The sequence below is a fragment of the Anaerovorax odorimutans genome (assembly GCF_024459955.1).
Classification (GTDB): Bacteria; Bacillota; Clostridia; order Peptostreptococcales; family Anaerovoracaceae; genus Hominibacterium; species Hominibacterium odorimutans_A.
This window is the reverse complement of sequence record NZ_JANFXK010000157.1, coordinates 1-259: the sequence shown is the minus strand read 5'-3', so window position 1 is coordinate 259 and position 259 is coordinate 1. Positions and strand designations below refer to the sequence as shown.

Annotated in this window: 1 protein-coding gene; it reads right to left on the bottom strand. The window is 53.3% G+C overall.

Annotated elements, in window-relative coordinates; genetic code table 11:
- Window positions 1–27: 27 nt before the first annotated feature.
- Window positions 28–259: hypothetical protein (locus NE619_RS18295; protein WP_256133896.1), on the bottom strand; the 232-nt coding region annotated here is incomplete at its 5' end.

The window sequence follows — 259 nt, the reverse complement described above, 5'->3', positions numbered from 1 at the left end:
GTCAACTTCCTCCATTTCAAAGAAATTCTACTCACGGATTTCGGAATCGCCATTTCCTACTCCGCTCTTTCCAGTATACTGAAAAATTCCGGAAAAGAAAGCCCCCAAAAGAAAAAAATCCGCCACCGGACCCATCGCCGTAAGCGCAAGCCGCATCCCGGCCAGCTTGTCCAGATCGACGCCACCCCTTATGAATGGTTTGGCGGCGCTACCAAATACGCCCTCCACGGCGCCATCGATGACGCCACCGGAAAGGTCG